Raw genomic sequence first — 16887 nt, 5'->3', positions numbered from 1 at the left:
CAGGCCGCTAAGGGGTCGCCTGATTTTTTATCACAAACCATGAACATGTGCGTGACGATCAATCGCCTGTGCAATGTCGCCCGACGATTTTAACGCACGGATTTCGCTGAATAAGCCATCGGCTTCGCCATAGGCTTTGCGCAGATAACCGAGCCACTGTTTGATACGCGCCACGTGATAGAGACCGGTATCGCCCTGCTTTTCCAGCCGGCTGTATTTCTGTAATAACCGCACCACATCAGGCCAGGCCATCGGCGGCTCGTTATATTTCACTACCCGGCTCAGGTTGGGGATGTTCAGTGCGCCACGGCCAATCATCACCGCATCGCAGCCGGTTACCGCCATACAGTGTTGCGCGCTTTGCCAGTCCCAGATTTCGCCATTGGCAATCACCGGAATGCGCAGCCGCTGACGAATGTCGCCAATCGCCTGCCAGTTGATCGCCTCTGCGCGATAGCCCTCTTCTTTAGTCCGCCCATGCACCACCAGCTCGCTGGCACCGGCCTGTTGCACCGCATCGGCAATCTCCAGACTGCGGGCGCTGGAGTCCCAGCCGAGCCGAACTTTTACCGTTACCGGCAAATCTGCAGGCACCGCTTCACGCATCGCTTTCGCGCCGCGATAGATCAGATCGGGATCTTTAAGAAGAGTTGCGCCGCCTCCGCTGCCGTTGACCAGTTTAGAAGGACAACCACAGTTGAGATCCACACCCCATGAGCCCAGTTCCACCGCACGTGCGGCGTTTTCGGCTAACCATTCGGGATGCTGCCCCAGCAGCTGCATACGCACCCGCGTGCCGGAAGGCGTGCGGCTGGCGTTATGCAGTTCGGGGCAGAGACGGTAGAAAGATTTTACCGGCAGCAGTTGATCGACCACGCGCAAAAACTCAGTGATGCAGAGATCGTAGTCGTTCACTTCCGATAACAGCTGGCGCACCAGTGAATCCAGCACGCCCTCCATCGGTGCCAGTAAAACCCTCATACTCAGACGTTTCCGGTACGCTTCGCTGCTGCCGGACGACGCGGACGGGCTGCGGGCCTATCGCCCTGAGGAGCGGCCTGGCTCTGACGACGCGCCTGAGGACGCTTTTCGCCGGATGAAGATGAGCGCGATGCGCCTGCACCCTGTCCGCCCTGGCTGCGACCACGGCCGCCGCCACCGCCACCTGCACCGCCGCGAGACTGCTGCTGACGACCGTTGATGATCGGCTCCGCTTTGATGCTCGGATCGGGTTCATAACCTTCAACGGCCAGACGCGGGATTTCACGCTTCAGCAGACGTTCGATATCACGCAGCAGTTTATGCTCATCGACGCAGACCAGTGACAGTGCGACACCGGTCGCCGCCGCACGGCCGGTACGGCCAATACGGTGAACGTAATCTTCGGCGACGTTAGGCAGCTCATAGTTCACGACGTGTGGCAGCTCTTCGATATCCAGGCCACGGGCCGCGATATCGGTGGCAACCAGGACGCGAATTCCGCCTGACTTAAAGTCGGCCAGCGCGCGGGTACGTGCACCCTGGCTCTTGTTGCCGTGGATCGCGGCAGCGGAGATACCATCTTTACCCAGCTGCTCGGCAAGGTGGTTCGCGCCGTGTTTGGTCCGGGTAAAGACCAGCACCTGCTGCCAGTTGCCTTCGCCAATCAGCTGAGACAACAATTCACGCTTACGCTTCTTATCAACGAAAGCCACCTGCTGCGCGACCTGCTCGGAGGCGGTGTTGCGGCGAGCCACTTCAATCATTTCCGGGTTGGTCAGCAGTTTCTCAGCCAGGCCTTTGATCTCATCAGAGAAGGTGGCAGAGAACAGCAGGTTCTGACGTTTGGCCGGCAGACGCGCCAGTACGCGACGGATGTCGTGGATAAAGCCCATATCCAGCATACGGTCCGCTTCATCCAGCACCAGAATTTCGACCTGTGACAGGTCAACCGCATTCTGTTGTGCCAGATCCAGCAGGCGTCCAGGCGTTGCCACCAGGATATCGACGCCGCCACGCAGTTTTACCATCTGTGGATTGATGCTGACGCCACCAAACACCACCATGGAACGCAGCGAGAGATATTTGCTGTAGTCGCTGACGTTTTCGCCAACCTGCGCCGCGAGCTCACGGGTTGGGGTCAGGATCAGGGCGCGCACCGGGCGACGACCGCGGATGGGCGTGGCAGTGGCAGAGAGTTTTTGTAACATCGGTAAGGTAAAGCCGGCTGTTTTGCCGGTGCCGGTCTGGGCGCTCGCCAGCAGATCGCGGCCTGCCAGCACAACAGGAATCGCCTGGCGCTGGATAGGTGTGGGTTCGCTGTAGCCTTGTTCGGCGACCGCGCGCAAAATATCGGCACTCAGGCCGAGAGAGTCAAAAGACATTAAGTGATTTACTCCGGTCCGCTCTGACCGTGATTCACGGTGTAGTTTTCAGAGGGATAGTGACGCCAGCCAGGGCTGACGCGTGAAAAGGGCGCAAACTACGATGCGTAAGCGGGCGAGTGTAACAGCTTTAAGAGAAGTGTGCGAGATAGCTCACATTTCCTGACACAACTTAACCGCCTGAAAACAGGAAGGCCACCTTCCGGTGGCCTTCAACTTAACTACGTTTGTTTTCGATTCGTCGCGGTGGCTCTTTCACCAGCAGCGAGACCAGCGCCGGACCCAGCAACATCACTACGCCGAGACACGCCAGCAGCAGGTTGTTGTGGTAAATCCGCGACACCAGGAACAGTGTCATCATGGCGGCGCCAAAGTAGTAAGTGGTGGTCGCTTCTTCAAGATAATCGCCGAGAGTACGTAAACGGGCAATGCGCTGTGTCACCAGCATGGCAACAAAAACCAGTGCGTACATCGCCACCAGCGTACTGCAGACATCAACCAGCGCTTTGTGCTTCCAGCCCCAGATCAGTGCAGCGATCACCAGCAGATGCATAGCAATATGCAACAACGTTTGACCCGTGATAATTTGAATACGATTAGACCATTTCATTCAGTTCTCCTGGCAGACCCAACAGGTCGCCCAAGTGCTACCGGCACAAGCCGGAAACGATTTCCTCAATGTAAAACAATTTTCGGATAACGCCCTAATTTTCGCCCTCTTTCACCACCCATTTGTGACAAAGACTACACTTTGATTCTATTGATGATGAAAAGGAGTGCGTCGCGAGTATGCCACAAAACAAGCAAGGATTTTCAATAAAAGTCCTGACGATCAATACACATAAGGGTTTTGCCCCTTTCAATCGCCGCTTCATCCTGCCCGAATTACGCGACGCCGTTCGCGCAACGGAGGCGGATGTGGTCTTTCTGCAGGAGGTGATGGGCACGCATGCCATCCACTCCCTTAACCATGAGGAGTGGCCCGATTCTCCTCATTATGAGTTTCTGGCCGACACCATATGGAACGATTTCGCCTATGGGCGTAATGCGGTCTATCCGGAGGGGCATCACGGCAATGCGGTGCTGTCTCGCTTCCCAATCGCCGACTATGAGAACCGGGATATTTCGGTGGCGGGCAGTGAAAATCGCGGCATGCTGCACTGCCAGATCGCCCTGCCCGAGCCGCACGGCACGCTGCATGTCATCTGCGTTCATCTGGGTCTGAAAGTGGCCCATCGTCACGCGCAGATGAAGAAAATATGTGAAATGGTTAACTCACTGCCGCCCGACGCGCCGGTGGTGGTGGCGGGCGATTTCAACGACTGGCAGCGACGCGCTAACTCCATTCTGAAACATGGCGCAGGCCTGAAAGAGGTATTCAGTATGAAAACCGGACGCCCGGCGCGCACCTTCCCGGCGCGCTTCCCGATCCTGCGGCTTGACCGCATCTATGTCCGCAACGCCACCGTCAGTCATCCGTGGGCGCTGCCGCGCAAGCCCTGGTCCCATCTTTCCGACCATGCGCCGCTGGCGGTGGAGATTCACCTATGAATTTTAGCTGGCAGGAAGGCAACCGGCTGCTGTTGCTGGAAAATGGCGAAGCGTTTTTCCCGCGGGTCTTTGGCGCCATTCAGCGGGCGGAACGTACGGTATTAATCGAAACCTTTATTCTGTTTGAGGATGACGTGGGCAACGCCCTGCACCGCGAACTGCTGGCGGCAGCCCAGCGCGGCGTGCGGGTCGAAGTGATGGTCGATGGTTATGGCTCTGCCGAACTCTCCGACAAATTTGTTAACAGCCTGACCAGCGCTGGCGTGCGTTTCATCTATTACGATCCGCGTCCGCTGGTGATGGGGATGCGCACCAACGTTTTCCGCCGCCTGCACCGCAAAACCGTGGTGGTGGATGACGTGGTGGCCTTTGTGGGCGGCATTAACTTCTCGGCCGAGCACAACACGGATTATGGCCCGGAAGCGAAACAGGATTATGCGGTACAGGTCAAAGGCCCGGTGGTGGGTGACATCGCCCGCTATCTGCAACAGGCGATTGGCAGCGAACAGAATACCCGCCGCTGGTGGGGATCGCGCTCTCATCGTCCGGCGGTCAACGCCACGCCCGGCGATGCTCAGGTGCTCTATGTTTATCGCGATAACGACGAGCATCGTGACGACATCGAAGTCCACTACCTGGAGATGCTGCGTGAGGCGAAGCGGGATGTGATTATCGCCAATGCCTACTTCTTCCCGGGTTACCGGCTGCTGCGTGAGATGCGCAACGCCGCGCAGCGTGGCGTCCGGGTGCGACTGATTGTGCAGGGCGAACCGGATATGCCGATTGTGAAAGTGGGCGCGGAGCTGCTCTACAACTATCTGGTCGATGGCGGCGTCGAAGTCTACGAATATATCCGTCGCCCGCTGCACGGCAAGATCGCGGTAAAAGACGACTACTGGGCCACCGTCGGCTCCAGCAATCTCGATCCGCTCAGCCTGTCACTTAACCTTGAAGCCAATCTGATCATCCACGACAGGCCGTTTAACCAGACGCTGCGCGATAACCTGGAAGCGCTGCTGGCCAACGATTGCCAGCGCGTGCAGGAAGATCGCTTACCGTCGCGCAACTGGTGGCAACTGAGTAAAAGCGTGGTGGTATTCCACTTCCTGCGCCATTTCCCGGCCATCGCTGGCTGGCTGCCGGCGCATACGCCGCTGCTGGCCCAGGTGGGTGAGCCGGTACAGCCTGAAATGGAGACGCAGGATCGCGTTGAAACTGATAACCCGGGAGCAAAATCCTGATGGCAAAAAAACATCCACGCTGGCAACTGGCGAAAAAAATCCTCACCGTGCTCTTTTTCATCGCGGTGGTGGTTCTGCTGGTGGTCTATGCCCGCAAAGTGAACTGGGAAGATGTTTATGACGTCATCGTTAACTACAACCGCTTTGTGGTACTGACCGCCGCCGGACTGGTGGTGCTGAGTTACCTGGTGTATGGCTGCTATGACCTGATTGGACGCGCCTACTGCGGCCATAAGCTGGCGAAGCGGCAGGTGATGCTGGTGTCGTTTATCTGTTACGCCTTCAACCTGACGCTGAGCACCTGGGTGGGTGGCGTCGCGATGCGCTACCGGCTCTATTCACGGTTAGGGCTGGATAGCGGCACCATCACCCGCATCTTCTCTCTGAGCATCGCCACTAACTGGCTGGGCTATATTCTGCTGGCGGGCGTGGTATTCAGTGCGGGCATGGTGTCGATTCCCAGCGGCTGGTTTATTGGTGAAACCACCCTGCGGCTGATTGGTGGCGCTCTGCTGGTGCTGGTGGCGGTCTACCTCTGGGCCTGTGCCTTCTCAAAGCAGCGTCGCTGGACGGTAAAAGGCCAGACGCTGCAGCTGCCCTCGCTGCGCATGGCGCTGCTGCAATTTGCGGTTTCCTGTGCCAACTGGATGGTGATGGGGGCGATTATCTGGCTGCTGCTGGGACGAGACGTCGGTTATCCGATGGTGCTGGGCGTGCTGCTGATCAGCAGTATTGCCGGGGTAATCATTCATATTCCGGCGGGCATTGGCGTACTGGAAGCGGTCTTCCTGGCCTTACTCAGCGGTCAGCACGCTTCGCATGGCACTATCATTGCGGCGCTGCTGGCTTATCGCGTGCTCTACTTTATCCTGCCGCTGCTGTTAGCGCTGGTGCTCTATCTGGGGCTGGAGAGCCGGGCGAAGCATCTGCGCCAGAAGAATGAGCAGAAGTTGCAAAAATCGTAATAAAAAAGGGGAGGCGCAGACAGTGCGCCTCCCCCGCTACTCCCTCAGGCTTAACGGCGGTTGCCGAAAATCCGCAGCAGCATCAGGAACAGGTTGATAAAGTCCAGATACAGCGTCAGTGCGCCCATAATCGAGTAGCGACGCAGGTTTTCCGTATCGCGGGCATCGATCTGCTCACCGATATTTTTCAGCTTCTGCGTGTCATAGGCCGTTAACCCCACAAACACCACCACCCCGATGTAGGTAATCGCCCACATCAGCGCCGGGCTTTTCAGCCAGAAGTTCACCAGCGACGCCAGCACGATGCCAATCAGCGCCATAAACAACAGGCTGCCAAAACGGCTGAGATCGCGTTTGGTGGTATAGCCGTAGAAGCTCATCGCGCCAAACATACCCGCCGTGATAAAGAAGGTGCTGGCGATCGAGGAGTTAGTGTAAACCAGGAAGATACTCGCCATGGTCAGGCCGGTCAGCGCCGAATAGAGCATAAACAGCCCGGTTGCCACGGCCCCGCTCAGGCGATGCACCATGCCTGACAGGAAGAAGACCAGCCCCAGCTGCACGATAATCAGTCCGAAGAAGGTGATGCGGTTAGCAAACACCAGCTCCATGATCGCTGGCGTGCGCGCAGCGTACCAGGAGACAAACGCCGTCAGTAACAGACCGCAGGTCATCCAGCCATAAACCTGCGCCATATAAGCTTGTAAACCGCGAGATGCGGATTGAACGATGGAATCATTTCGTGGATATCGGTCCATGATGCACCTCTTGTTAAACGGATTAGGACCGGCTCCACACAGGGAACCGGATGAATAACCTGGTCTGGCAGGCATACGTTGTTTCTGTTTCAGCCCGTTGGGCCAGCGACAGCGCGACACAACCGCCACGGGCCCGTACGGCCTTATGAGGATGCGCACAGTTCAGGGCCAGAATAACAATAAAAGTCGCCCGGAACTGGCTCTAAGTGTGGCACAGCTCAGCTCAACTGCGCCACAACATGCCGCTTAACGTCGCGACAGGCACTGCTGATAACGGCTGTCGACACGCTGCGCAAACCACGCCGTGGTGAGATTACGGGTAATTTTCGGGCTTTCCAGCTTGATTCCCGGCAGCATTTCACGCGGTAACTTTCTACCCGCCATTTTATCCGCCAGGGTAAAGACCTGTTTCCAGAGTTCGCTGTCGCTGAACGACGCTTTCTCTCCTTTCTCCAGATCGCGGCGAATGTCGCTGTTGCTCATATCGATCTGCTTCGACAGCGTGCGCACCGCCAGTTCGGTGCCGCCCGCCGCATCCGATCCATAAAGAATCAGATCGCCATCCAGCGCCAGCTTCATGCCGGTGGCGCGCGACACCGCCGCCTGGAAGGCCGCATTGCGGCTGGCATACCAGCCCGCATTGTAGTCGGCAAAGCGGTAGAGCGGCTGGCTGTAGTCAGCCGGATAGCCGAGCAGGTGCATCGTCCCGAAGTAGATCCCGCCATGACGGGTAAAGACTTCACGCCGGATGGTGCCATCGATCGGCCACGGGTAGCCTTTGGCATGCGCTTCGGCAAACGCAATGCTGACCTGCATCGGCCCGCCGGTGTGGATTGGATTGAGATTACCAAACAGCGTCTGGCCCATCGGCACCATATCGATCAGGTCATCGAAAATAGCGCTCAGCTCTTTCTCACTGCGCACTTTGTCCAGCCGGGCGGCGTAGCTTTCACCGGTGGGCGATTTGATCTGCAGCGCGGTACGCACCAGGAATGCCGGGACGTGCACCTGCGCCGCACGGCGGTTGATCTCGCCCCAGGCGATTTTTGGCAGACCCGGCACGGCGGCCTCGGCGCTGAAGTTGCTCTCCTGATCCGCCACGGCGATCACCGCGCAGAGGTTGCTGGCGCTGGGATCGATCTGCTGAGTGCGGAAGGTGGTGTAGATATCGTCGCTCCATGCCGCTTTATTGCTGACGTGCGAGGGCAACAGCCGCTGGATCTGCGCTTTGACATCTTCAGGCTGCCGCACCGGCGCCTCAGGGGTTTTCTTGCTGCTACAACCTGCCAGCACCAGTGCGGCGACCAGTGTCAGACGTTGCAGAATCGGGGTGGATGACATGCCTGTCCTCAGAATGAACCAAAGCTCTACTCTACCATTGCCAGAGTTTCACAGGCAGGCGAGAACTGAACTAAGGTTATCTTTTTTACCGTTAAAGGAACTTACGATGTTTAAACTCTGGCCTGTTGCGGCGTTCAGCCTGTTCTTAACCGGCTGCGGCGCCAATAATACGCCTGCCCAGGTAAAATCACCGGGCGCCCCCACCTCCTCCTCGCTTAAGGTGCTGGAGACCGGCGCCAGCGTGATGCAGTCACGTCCGCCCATCGACGCCATCAACACCTATCTTGACGGATTCCATTTTTATAACGGCGATAAGAACGGTCAGATGGAGGCGCACCACTATGTCACCGTGCTGAACGACGATGTGATGCAGGCGGTGATTTACGACGGCAACACGCGCGATGCACGGCTGATGGGCGTGGAGTACATTATCAGCGAACGGCTGTTTAACACCCTGCCGCCCGAAGAGAAGAAGCTCTGGCACAGCCATCAGTATGAGGTGAAATCGGGCACGCTGATTGCACCAGGCTTACCGGAAGCCGCCGACCACGCCCTGATGAAGCGCATTGTGAACACCTACGGGAAAACCTGGCACACCTGGCACACCGATCGCGACAAAACGCTGCCGATCGGCATTCCGGCGCTGATGATGGGCTTTACGGAGGATGGTCAGATGGACTCGCGACTGCTGGCGGACCGCGATCGTCGTTTTGACGTCGACAGCAAAAAGATCCGCGCCCAGCGTGCGGATATCGTGGCGCATCCTGCCGCGGCAGGTGCCAACGCCTGGCAACAGGGCCAGGTCATTCAGCTGAAGCGCACCGCCGGCGGCGGCGAACACAGCCACGGTCAGACCGGTTTTGGTCCGGCTGAGCAGCTAAAGCAGCCTTAATCCTGCCCTAAGCGTCGTGATGTCCGGGGATGCGGGCAGCGGCGTGTCTGCAGTTAACGGCTCAGCGGGCGCAGACACTTCTGCCCGCTAAGCCGTTAATGCAGCTTAGTCCCAGCGCTGAGCCGCCTGGTGGTCGCTGTCGCGGGCATCCACCCAGCGATCGCCCTGCTCTGTCGCTTCTCGCTTCCAGAACGGCGCGCGGGTTTTCAGGTAATCCATGATGAACTCTGCAGCGGAAAAGGCGCTGCCGCGATGGGCGCTGGTCACGCCCACCAGCACGATTTCATCGCCGGGAAACAGTTCGCCCACGCGATGGATCACCGTGACGCGTTGAAGCGGCCAGCGTTCGCGCGCCGCATCAACAATCTCCTGTAGCGCTTTTTCGGTCATGCCGGGATAGTGCTCCAGCGTCAGTGCCGCGACGTCGTTGCCCAGATTGTGGTTACGGACTTTGCCGGTAAAGGTCACTACCGCACCATCTTCATCACAGGCCGCCAGCCAGCGATAGGCTTCCGCCATATCAAAGGGCGCGGGGCCGACGCGAATCTGCGTTTCCATCTTAGCCTCCGGTCACGGGCGGGAAGAAGGCCACTTCATCACCGGCGTGCAGCGGATGACTCATCGACACCAGCGTCTGATTCACCGCCGCCAGCAGCTTGCCCGACTCGAGCGCCAGCGCCCAGCGGTCATCGCGTTCTGCCAGCGCACTGCGCAGCGCGGCCACATCCGGATAATCAGCACCGACCTCAAGCGATGAGGTGCCGGTCAGCTCACGGACCTGGGCGAAAAACAGCACCTTAATCATGCGCGACCGCCTGGAAATCGCCGCTTTTGCCACCGCTCTTGCTGATTAACCGCAGCTGATCGATAACGATATCTTTCTGCACCGCTTTGCACATGTCATAGATGGTGAGCGCGGCAACCGATGCGGCCGTCAGCGCTTCCATCTCCACGCCGGTTTTGCCGGTCAGGCGACAGAGCGTGGTGATGCGGACCCGGCAGTGGTCCGGTTCCGCCTCCAGGTTCACTTCCACTTTACTCAGCATCAGCGGATGACAGAGCGGAATCAGTTCCCAGGTGCGTTTCGCCGCCTGAATGCCGGCGATGCGCGCGGTGGCAAAGACATCCCCTTTGTGGTGGCTGCCTTCAATAATCATCTGCAGCGTTTCCGGCTGCATCAGCACCAGCACTTCTGCCCGCGCTTCGCGCACGGTTTCCGCCTTGGCGGAGACATCCACCATGTGCGCTTCGCCCGCGGCGTTTATGTGTGTGAGTTGAGACATACTTACCGTTTCTTGAGATGTGAGACAAAATTACAGGGCGCGGTTCGCGCATCAAGCTGGTCAGCGATAATGCGTTCCCAGGCGGTGCGGCAGGCGCTGGTGGAACCCGGCACGGCCAGGATCAGCGTCTGATTAGCCAGACCGGCAATCGCGCGAGACTGCAATGTCGAACCGCCAATCTCTTCATAGGAGATCATCCGGAACAGTTCGCCAAATCCATCAATCTCGCGGTCGAACAGCGGCAGGAGTGCTTCCGGCGTGCTGTTTTTCAGGTTAAAGCCGGTTCCGCCATTAATAATCACGACCTGAACATCTTCACTGGCGATCCAGCGCGACACGGTGGCGCGAATACGATAAAGATTATCCGGCACGATGGCGTGATCGACCACCTCATGCCCCGCTTCGGCTGCGGCTTCGCGCAGATAGTCGCCGGAGGTATCGTCACTGGCATCGCGACGATCTGACACTGTCATCACCGCAATCTGCACTGCCTGAAATTCGCTGGCTGGTTTACCCATACTGCCTCCTGAAATTAGCCGCCAATGTAAGAGAGATTCTGTGTGATGCCGGTGTTGCCCTGATGCAGAAAGTGCGTCTGCTTTTTCTGCCCCAGGCTGCTGGCGATGCGCGCCTGCAGTTCGGCCTGCTGGTCGTCTGACGCCAGCAGATCGCGCAGCGGCACACCGCCGTCACCAAACAGGCAAAGGTGCAGATTACCGTGCGCCGAAACGCGCAGACGGTTGCAGCTGGCACAGAAATCTTTGGCATAAGGCATGATCAGACCAATCTCGCCGACATAATCGGGATGGTAAAAGACCTGCGCCGGGCCGTCGCTGCGTCCGCTCTCACGACGCTGCCAGCCCTGGGCGATCAGCTGATCGCGGATGACCATGCCGGAAACATGCTGATCGCGGAACAGCGTGCCGCCGTCGCCGGTCTCCATCAGTTCGATAAAGCGCAGCTGAATCGGACGGGTGCGGATCCAGTCGAGGAACGTGGCCAGATTACGGCTGTTGAGATCGCGCATCAGCACGCTGTTGACTTTGACCTGACGAAAACCGGCGTCGAGGGCAGCATCAATACCGCTCATGACCTGATGGAATTTATCCTGACCGGTAATGGCGTGAAACTGACGGGCATCCAGGCTGTCGACGCTGACGTTGAGTGCGGTTAACCCCGCGTCACGCCACTGTTTCACGTCACGCGCCAGCCGGTAGCCATTGGTGGTTACCGCGATCTGGCGAATGGAGGCGTTTTCGCGCACCGCCGCAATGATGTCGGTGAAATCGCGGCGCAGCGACGGCTCACCGCCAGTCAGCCGCACTTTTTCCGTTCCGGCAGCGGCAAAGGCCCGCGTGACGCGGCGGATTTCATCCAGCGAGAGAAAGCTTTTGTTACGAATTCCCTGCGGTTTGTAGCCGTCAGGAAGACAGTAGGTACAGCGGAAATTACAGACATCCGTGACCGACAGGCGCAGGTAATAGAACTTACGCGCGTATGCATCAGTAAATTGTGACACCAGAACACCTTTCCAGATTGGGAGATGCAGTCATTTCTTCCTGCACCCTGGCAGCTCGATGGCTACGGCCTGAACCCCCTATCCGCAGACGTAGGCATTCAGGCTTGAGTGTACGCTGACCCGTTGATCAGCGCGGTAAGCATGATGGTAGCGTGATTTTCGTCACTCTTCCATTTGCTGTTTTCGCTATATATTCTTATACATATCGAATTTTCACCGCATTTTCGCGACAGGATACGTTAAAATGCGATCCAGATTTTGACGTAAGTCATCCGCGTGGGCTTAGCGATTAGAGCCACGCCACGCGAAGGGATATTAAGGAGAAGTATGAATCGCACACTGGCCGATCTTGATCGCGTTGTGGCACTGGGAGGCGGACACGGTTTAGGCCGCGTCATGTCTGCCCTTTCCCCGCTGGGCTCGCGTCTCACCGGCATAGTCACCACCACCGACAACGGCGGATCGACCGGCCGTATTCGTCGCTCAGAAGGCGGTATCGCCTGGGGCGATATGCGTAACTGCCTTAACCAGCTGATTGCAGAACCCAGCGTCGCCTCGGCGATGTTTGAGTACCGTTTTGCCGGTAACGGCGAACTGGCCGGACACAACCTGGGTAATCTGATGCTGCGGGCGCTGGATCATCTCAGCGTTCGTCCGCTGGAAGCGATCAACATTATCCGTAACCTGCTGAAGGTCGACGCCTTTTTAATCCCGATGTCGGAGCAGCCGGTGGATCTGGTGGCGATGGATGTTGAAGGCAACATGGTTTATGGCGAAACCGCAATTGACGAGATGAAACAGCCGCCGCAGGAGCTGATGCTGCATCCCAACGTCCAGCCAACGCGGGAAGCGCTGCAGGCGGTTGGTGAAGCGGATCTGATCCTGATTGGACCCGGCAGCTTTTACACCAGCCTGATGCCGATTCTGCTGATGGAAGAGATGGCGCAGGCCTTGCGTCGCACGCCTGCCACTATGGTGTTTATCGGCAATCTGGGCCGCGAGCTGAGTCCTGCCGCCGCCAGTCTCTCAGTGGCTGACAAGCTGCAGATGATGGAGCGTTATATCGGCAAGCGGGTGATTGATGCGCTGGTCGTCAGCCCGGCGGTGGACACCCGTGGCATTGAAAACCGGCTGATTGTCCGTGAACCGCTGGAGGCCGCCGATATCCAATATCGTCACGACCGCCAGCTGTTACGGGTGGCGCTGGAACACGCCATTCAGGGCTTTAACGGCGCTACGAGGCCGCAATAAACAGCGTTCGCAGTTCATGCAGCTGATCGCGCACGTTGGCCGCCTGTTCGAACTCCAGGTTCTGAGCATGCTGCTGCATCTGCCCTTCCAGTTCGTGGATCTTCTTCTGCAGAGCCTGCGGCGTTAACAGCTGGAAATCGGCCAGCGCCTGGGCTTCGCCAGGACGGGCGGGTTTCGCTTTGCCTCGGGTTTTCACCACGTTTTTGCCCAGTTCCAGAATATCGGTGATCTTCTTATTCAGGCCCTGCGGCACGATGCCATTCTCTTCGTTGTGCAACTGCTGTTTCTCACGGCGGCGCTCGGTCTCTTCAATGGCGCGCGCCATCGACGGCGTGATTTTATCCCCGTAGAGAATCGCCTTACCGTTGATGTTACGCGCCGCACGGCCAATGGTCTGAATCAGCGAGCGTTCGGAGCGCAGGAAGCCCTCTTTATCCGCATCGAGAATCGCCACCAGCGACACTTCCGGCATATCCAGCCCCTCACGCAGTAAGTTAATGCCCACCAGCACATCAAACTCGCCCAGACGTAAGTCGCGTATAATCTCCATACGCTCTACCGTGTCGATATCGGAGTGCAGATAACGCACCTTCTCACCATGCTCAGACAGATATTCGGTGAGATCTTCCGCCATGCGTTTGGTCAGCACCGTCACCAGTACACGTTCGTTGATCGCCACGCGCTGACGGATTTCTGACAGCAGATCGTCGACCTGGGTACCGACCGGACGCACTTCGATGATCGGATCCAGCAGACCGGTAGGACGCACCACCTGATCGATCACTTCGTCGCCCGACTTTTCCAGCTCATATTTGCCCGGCGTCGCCGAAACATAGATGGTCTGTGGTGCCAGTGCCTCAAACTCTTCAAACTTCATCGGACGGTTATCCAGCGCCGACGGCAGGCGGAAGCCATACTCCACCAGCGTCTCTTTACGCGCCCGGTCGCCTTTGTACATGCCGCCAATCTGCGGAATGGTCACGTGCGACTCATCCACCACCAGCAGGCCATCGGCGGGCAGATAGTCAAACAGCGTCGGCGGCGCTTCGCCCGGTCCGCGTGCGGAGAGGTAGCGTGAGTAGTTCTCAATGCCAGAGCAGTAACCCAGCTCACTCATCATCTCCAGGTCAAACTGGGTACGCTGGGTAATGCGCTGCTCTTCCAGCAGCTTATTGTTCTCCAGCAGCACCCGGCGGCGGTCCGCCAGCTCAACTTTGATATCTTCCATCGCCTGCAGAATACGCTCACGCGGCGTGACGTAGTGCGTCTTGGGGTAGATGGTAAAGCGCGGCACGACCGAATCGATCTGGCCGGTCAGCGGGTCAAACAGCGACAGACGCTCAACCTCTTCATCAAACAGCTCGACGCGCAGCGCAATATCGTCCGACTCCGCCGGGAAGATATCGATCACTTCGCCGCGCACCCGGAAGGTGCCGCGCTGGAACGCCTGGTCGTTGCGGGTGTACTGCAGCTCTGACAGACGGCGCAGAATACTGCGCTGATCGATAATCATGCCGCGGGTCAGGTGGAGCATCATTTTCAGATAGAGATCGGGATCGCCCAGACCGTAGATAGCCGAAACCGATGCCACCACAATGACATCGCGCCGTTCCAGCAGCGCCTTGGTGGCCGACAGACGCATCTGTTCGATATGTTCGTTCACCGACGCATCCTTTTCGATAAAGGTGTCGGAGCTCGGCACATAGGCTTCAGGCTGGTAGTAGTCGTAGTAAGAGACGAAAAACTCGACGGCGTTATCCGGGAAAAACTCTTTCATCTCGCCATAGAGCTGGGCGGCCAGCGTCTTGTTCGGCGCCAGTACCATGGTCGGCCGGTTGAGGTCGGCAATCACGTTGGCGACGGTAAACGTTTTACCGGAGCCGGTTACGCCTAATAAGGTCTGATGGGCCAGTCCATCCTCCAGCCCCTCTTCCAGGCGACGTATCGCCTCAGGCTGGTCGCCCGAAGGTTTAAAGGCGGAGTTCAATTTAAAGGCTTTGCTCATGAATGCAGTTCCTGCTGGAGAAGTCGGCGGGCAGGCACTTATTTTACTCTGCTATGGTGATTTTGCCAGAAAATAATACTGGATATAAAAACAGTATTGGTGCAATGTTAACGCCAGCAGGATGGCACCTGATGTCCCCGCAGGCTGGCAGCGTTATCGCTCAGCATGTTGCGCAATGTTATCCCCAGGCAGAGATCTGATTTAACATTTGTCAATAGAGTGTCACAAAATTACAGTACGGTTACCTGACAGATAATTCTCAGGCTTGTTTTTTGATAAACAACTGATTTTACTGATATAAGGCTATGAGGCCAGATTCTCGTCATTATGTTACCAGGCCGCGTATTTCCTCGCTTCCAACTGGTTTTCATTACCTAATGCACAAGGTTATCCACAGGAATGGTGGATAAGTGATGGCAGCCCCGACGCCATCAGCTGTGTATAATTTTTCCCTGCCTTCTCACTACCGTGAAAATAATTTTTTTTGCGTTAAATTTCGCATCACCTGCTGACGGATTATTCTGCAATTTTAATCTGTCACCGGGTGTCGTACGCAAATTTGCACGCCTCATACTAAGATTCTTAATCGGACTTCCTGCCACGTTACAGTACGTCTGCACCAGAAACAGCGCTCCAGGGCACTGCAAAAGTGCAGGCGCGTGGTCACCGTGGGGAATTGATAAGTTTTTCTCACCTTTCATCCCTGACACGCGGCGCTGCAGCAGGAAACAGGGCCGTTTTTAGATCTGGCCTGGGAATTGCAGGAGTTCAGTGGCGTCACCGCGCGAAACGCGCACTGTGCTGCAATGGCGAGGCTGCCGTTGCTGATGACTTGTTTGCCAGACGACAGAGCGCGGAAGCAATCAGGCTAACGATCGGGAAGGAGAGTGTCAGATGCTGAGTTTACGTTCGGTAAATCAATTTTACGGTCAAAACCATATTCTGTGGGATGTGGACCTGGATCTGTCGCCTGGCACCTGCACCGGCATTCTGGGCCGTCCTGGCATGGGTAAAACCACGCTGGTAAACTGCATCATGGGTAGATTGCCAATTAACAGCGGCTCTATCTCCTGGAAAGAGGATGGCTCGCCGCCGGAAGATCTGCTGCTGCAACCGGCTGAACAGCGGGCGCAGATGGGGATTGGCTATGTGCCGCAGGGCCGCCATATTTTTACCCAGATGAGCGTGGAAGATAATCTGCTGATTGCCCTGCTGGCGGGTGCCAGCCAGCGTGATCGGCATCGCGCCATTCCCGAAATGGTGTTCGACCTCTTCCCGGCGCTCTACTCTCTGCGCCAGCAGCGCAGCGGCGATCTGCCGATCGATCAGCAGCAACAGCTGGCCCTGGCGCGCGCGCTGGTGCTGCAGCCCAAACTGCTGATTCTGGATGAGCCGACCGACGGGATGTCGCCGTGGCTGGAAGAGGAGATGGGCAATCTGATCCGTCGGCTTAACCTCGACTACGGGCTGACCATCCTGCTGCTGGAGCAGCGCCTGTCGCTGATCCGTCGCGTAGCGGACTATTTCCTGCTGCTGCACCGCGGCCGCAATGTGGCGCAGGGCAGCATGGAACAGCTCGATGACCACACCGTCGATAAATGGCTGACGGTGGCCTGACACTCAGCGCCTGCCCCACTAGGCGTAAGTGTTGCAGGCAGGCTGGAGACGGAGCGCGCGGAACCACCGGAGCGTGTACACAGCGCGCAAGGATGGAGAGC

The 16887-nt window shown here is 57.6% G+C and carries 17 protein-coding genes and 1 riboswitch; of the genes, 6 read left to right on the top strand and 11 right to left on the bottom strand.

Features of this window, described 5'->3' with window-relative positions:
• Positions 1-30: 30 nt before the first annotated feature.
• The 3 genes from dusC to NR201_RS04510 form a co-directional block, all read right to left on the bottom strand.
• Complete coding sequence (dusC, locus tag NR201_RS04520) at positions 31-981, bottom strand: tRNA dihydrouridine(16) synthase DusC (protein ID WP_033771193.1); 951 nt, start codon at positions 979-981, stop codon at positions 31-33.
• A gap of 2 nt (positions 982-983) precedes the next feature.
• Positions 984-2363: an ATP-dependent RNA helicase RhlE gene (gene rhlE / locus NR201_RS04515; RefSeq protein WP_022626008.1), complete on the bottom strand. Its 1380-nt coding sequence runs from the start codon at positions 2361-2363 to the stop codon at positions 984-986.
• A gap of 217 nt (positions 2364-2580) precedes the next feature.
• Positions 2581-2973 carry a YbhQ family protein gene (locus tag NR201_RS04510; RefSeq protein ID WP_010669681.1) on the bottom strand — a complete coding sequence of 131 codons (393 nt, stop codon included), beginning with the start codon at positions 2971-2973 and terminating at the stop codon, positions 2581-2583.
• 179 nt (positions 2974-3152) lie between these two features.
• On the opposite strand from NR201_RS04510, the gene NR201_RS04505 reads away from it, so the two are divergent.
• The 3 genes from NR201_RS04505 to NR201_RS04495 are packed head-to-tail and all read left to right on the top strand — an operon-like array spanning position 3153 to position 6120.
• Positions 3153-3914 (top strand): endonuclease/exonuclease/phosphatase family protein, encoded by a 762-nt coding sequence (locus NR201_RS04505; protein ID WP_022626009.1) that lies wholly within the window; start codon positions 3153-3155, stop codon positions 3912-3914.
• Positions 3911-5155 carry a cardiolipin synthase ClsB gene (clsB, locus tag NR201_RS04500; RefSeq protein ID WP_256849408.1) on the top strand — a complete coding sequence of 415 codons (1245 nt, stop codon included), beginning with the start codon at positions 3911-3913 and terminating at the stop codon, positions 5153-5155. Before NR201_RS04505 ends, clsB begins: the two co-directional genes overlap by 4 nt.
• A complete protein-coding gene (locus NR201_RS04495; protein WP_033757029.1) occupies positions 5155-6120 on the top strand; it encodes a lysylphosphatidylglycerol synthase domain-containing protein in 966 nt (321 codons plus the stop codon). Before clsB ends, NR201_RS04495 begins: the two co-directional genes overlap by 1 nt.
• A gap of 50 nt (positions 6121-6170) precedes the next feature.
• Here NR201_RS04495 and NR201_RS04490 read toward each other — a convergent pair whose 3' ends face one another.
• Together NR201_RS04490 and NR201_RS04485 are read right to left on the bottom strand one after the other, a co-directional pair.
• A complete protein-coding gene (locus NR201_RS04490; RefSeq protein ID WP_010260256.1) occupies positions 6171-6878 on the bottom strand; it encodes a Bax inhibitor-1/YccA family protein in 708 nt (235 codons plus the stop codon).
• A 246-nt stretch (positions 6879-7124) separates the two neighbouring features.
• The gene (locus NR201_RS04485; protein ID WP_010669679.1) at positions 7125-8219 is read right to left on the bottom strand and encodes a DUF1615 domain-containing protein; all 1095 of its coding nucleotides are present in this window, start codon (positions 8217-8219) and stop codon (positions 7125-7127) included.
• Between the two features lie 106 nt (positions 8220-8325).
• Here NR201_RS04485 and NR201_RS04480 point away from each other — a divergent pair, with 106 nt between their 5' ends.
• Entirely contained in the window at positions 8326-9111 is a 786-nt protein-coding gene (locus NR201_RS04480; RefSeq protein ID WP_111533530.1) for an OBAP family protein, read from the top strand.
• Between the two features lie 105 nt (positions 9112-9216).
• On the opposite strand, the gene moaE is transcribed toward NR201_RS04480, so the two are convergent.
• The 5 genes from moaE to moaA all read right to left on the bottom strand — a co-directional run bounded on the left by moaE (position 9217) and on the right by moaA (position 11913).
• Complete coding sequence (moaE, locus tag NR201_RS04475) at positions 9217-9669, bottom strand: molybdopterin synthase catalytic subunit MoaE (protein ID WP_010260246.1); 453 nt, start codon at positions 9667-9669, stop codon at positions 9217-9219.
• A gap of 1 nt (position 9670) precedes the next feature.
• Positions 9671-9916 carry a molybdopterin synthase sulfur carrier subunit gene (gene moaD / locus NR201_RS04470; protein ID WP_256849407.1) on the bottom strand — a complete coding sequence of 82 codons (246 nt, stop codon included), beginning with the start codon at positions 9914-9916 and terminating at the stop codon, positions 9671-9673.
• Entirely contained in the window at positions 9909-10394 is a 486-nt protein-coding gene (moaC, locus tag NR201_RS04465; protein WP_256849406.1) for a cyclic pyranopterin monophosphate synthase MoaC, read from the bottom strand. The genes moaD and moaC overlap by 8 nt, the downstream gene beginning before the upstream one ends.
• Before the next feature lie 2 nt (positions 10395-10396).
• A complete protein-coding gene (gene moaB, locus NR201_RS04460) occupies positions 10397-10912 on the bottom strand; it encodes a molybdenum cofactor biosynthesis protein B (protein WP_022626013.1) in 516 nt (171 codons plus the stop codon).
• 14 nt (positions 10913-10926) lie between these two features.
• Positions 10927-11913 carry a GTP 3',8-cyclase MoaA gene (gene moaA / locus NR201_RS04455; protein WP_022626014.1) on the bottom strand — a complete coding sequence of 329 codons (987 nt, stop codon included), beginning with the start codon at positions 11911-11913 and terminating at the stop codon, positions 10927-10929.
• Positions 11903-12036: riboswitch (molybdenum cofactor riboswitch) on the bottom strand. It overlaps the preceding gene by 11 nt.
• Positions 12037-12240: 204 nt before the next feature.
• On the opposite strand from moaA, the gene yvcK reads away from it, so the two are divergent.
• Positions 12241-13164 carry a uridine diphosphate-N-acetylglucosamine-binding protein YvcK gene (yvcK, locus tag NR201_RS04450; RefSeq protein WP_010260233.1) on the top strand — a complete coding sequence of 308 codons (924 nt, stop codon included), beginning with the start codon at positions 12241-12243 and terminating at the stop codon, positions 13162-13164.
• On the opposite strand, the gene uvrB is transcribed toward yvcK, so the two are convergent.
• Complete coding sequence (uvrB, locus tag NR201_RS04445; RefSeq protein WP_010260230.1) at positions 13148-15169, bottom strand: excinuclease ABC subunit UvrB; 2022 nt, start codon at positions 15167-15169, stop codon at positions 13148-13150. The genes yvcK and uvrB overlap by 17 nt on opposite strands.
• A gap of 894 nt (positions 15170-16063) precedes the next feature.
• On the opposite strand from uvrB, the gene NR201_RS04440 reads away from it, so the two are divergent.
• Positions 16064-16786 (top strand): ABC transporter ATP-binding protein, encoded by a 723-nt coding sequence (locus tag NR201_RS04440; protein WP_010260222.1) that lies wholly within the window; start codon positions 16064-16066, stop codon positions 16784-16786.
• Positions 16787-16887: the final 101 nt, after the last annotated feature.

It is taken from the genome of Pantoea sp. Fr-CA_6 (assembly GCF_024520895.1).
Lineage (GTDB): Bacteria > Pseudomonadota > Gammaproteobacteria > Enterobacterales > Enterobacteriaceae > Pantoea > Pantoea agglomerans.
The sequence above is the reverse complement of the archived record's forward strand: the minus strand, read 5'-3'. Positions and strand labels throughout refer to the sequence as shown.

What these genes read in the sequence shown, in the direction of transcription:
- rhlE (WP_022626008.1), bottom strand. Translation starts at nt 2,363, where the DNA reads ATGTCTTTTGACTCTCTCGGCCTGAGTGCCGATATTTTGCGCGCGGTC.
- clsB (WP_256849408.1), top strand. Translation starts at nt 3,911, where the DNA reads ATGAATTTTAGCTGGCAGGAAGGCAACCGGCTGCTGTTGCTGGAAAAT.
- NR201_RS04505 (WP_022626009.1), top strand. Translation starts at nt 3,153, where the DNA reads ATGCCACAAAACAAGCAAGGATTTTCAATAAAAGTCCTGACGATCAAT.
- uvrB (WP_010260230.1), bottom strand. Translation starts at nt 15,169, where the DNA reads ATGAGCAAAGCCTTTAAATTGAACTCCGCCTTTAAACCTTCGGGCGAC.
- moaC (WP_256849406.1), bottom strand. Translation starts at nt 10,394, where the DNA reads ATGTCTCAACTCACACACATAAACGCCGCGGGCGAAGCGCACATGGTG.
- NR201_RS04440 (WP_010260222.1), top strand. Translation starts at nt 16,064, where the DNA reads ATGCTGAGTTTACGTTCGGTAAATCAATTTTACGGTCAAAACCATATT.
- NR201_RS04480 (WP_111533530.1), top strand. Translation starts at nt 8,326, where the DNA reads ATGTTTAAACTCTGGCCTGTTGCGGCGTTCAGCCTGTTCTTAACCGGC.
- yvcK (WP_010260233.1), top strand. Translation starts at nt 12,241, where the DNA reads ATGAATCGCACACTGGCCGATCTTGATCGCGTTGTGGCACTGGGAGGC.
- NR201_RS04510 (WP_010669681.1), bottom strand. Translation starts at nt 2,973, where the DNA reads ATGAAATGGTCTAATCGTATTCAAATTATCACGGGTCAAACGTTGTTG.
- moaB (WP_022626013.1), bottom strand. Translation starts at nt 10,912, where the DNA reads ATGGGTAAACCAGCCAGCGAATTTCAGGCAGTGCAGATTGCGGTGATG.
- moaE (WP_010260246.1), bottom strand. Translation starts at nt 9,669, where the DNA reads ATGGAAACGCAGATTCGCGTCGGCCCCGCGCCCTTTGATATGGCGGAA.
- NR201_RS04495 (WP_033757029.1), top strand. Translation starts at nt 5,155, where the DNA reads ATGGCAAAAAAACATCCACGCTGGCAACTGGCGAAAAAAATCCTCACC.
- dusC (WP_033771193.1), bottom strand. Translation starts at nt 981, where the DNA reads ATGAGGGTTTTACTGGCACCGATGGAGGGCGTGCTGGATTCACTGGTG.
- moaD (WP_256849407.1), bottom strand. Translation starts at nt 9,916, where the DNA reads ATGATTAAGGTGCTGTTTTTCGCCCAGGTCCGTGAGCTGACCGGCACC.
- NR201_RS04485 (WP_010669679.1), bottom strand. Translation starts at nt 8,219, where the DNA reads ATGTCATCCACCCCGATTCTGCAACGTCTGACACTGGTCGCCGCACTG.
- NR201_RS04490 (WP_010260256.1), bottom strand. Translation starts at nt 6,878, where the DNA reads ATGGACCGATATCCACGAAATGATTCCATCGTTCAATCCGCATCTCGC.